Origin of the sequence: Pseudoalteromonas sp. GW168-MNA-CIBAN-0100 (assembly GCF_040309225.1) — a bacterium.
In the GTDB taxonomy this organism is placed as follows: Bacteria; Pseudomonadota; Gammaproteobacteria; order Enterobacterales; family Alteromonadaceae; genus Pseudoalteromonas; species Pseudoalteromonas arctica.
Genome location: NZ_JBEOOL010000874.1, coordinates 1 through 249, shown reverse-complemented (window position 1 = coordinate 249; position 249 = coordinate 1). Strand labels below are relative to the sequence as shown.

Annotated in this window: 1 pseudogene; it reads left to right on the top strand. The window is 43.8% G+C overall.

Annotated elements, in window-relative coordinates:
* Positions 1–249 (top strand): annotated as a pseudogene (locus AAEY62_RS23800) (excinuclease ABC subunit A); the annotation flags it as partial.

The window sequence follows — 249 nt, the reverse complement described above, 5'->3', positions numbered from 1 at the left end:
GGGCTACGATATCGACAAACCTTGGAACACGTTATCCAAGGAAACCCGCGATTGGATTTTATTTACCGATGAAACCCCAGAAGTGCCGGTTTACCCAGAATACAATCTCGAGCAAGTACGCGAGGCGATTAAAAAAGGTGAAAAACCCAATTATAAAGGCACTTTTACCAGTGCAAAAAATTTCGTCTTACATTCTTTTGCCACGACCCAAAGTCCACGTACCAAAAAACGTGTGGCGCAGTTCATGCA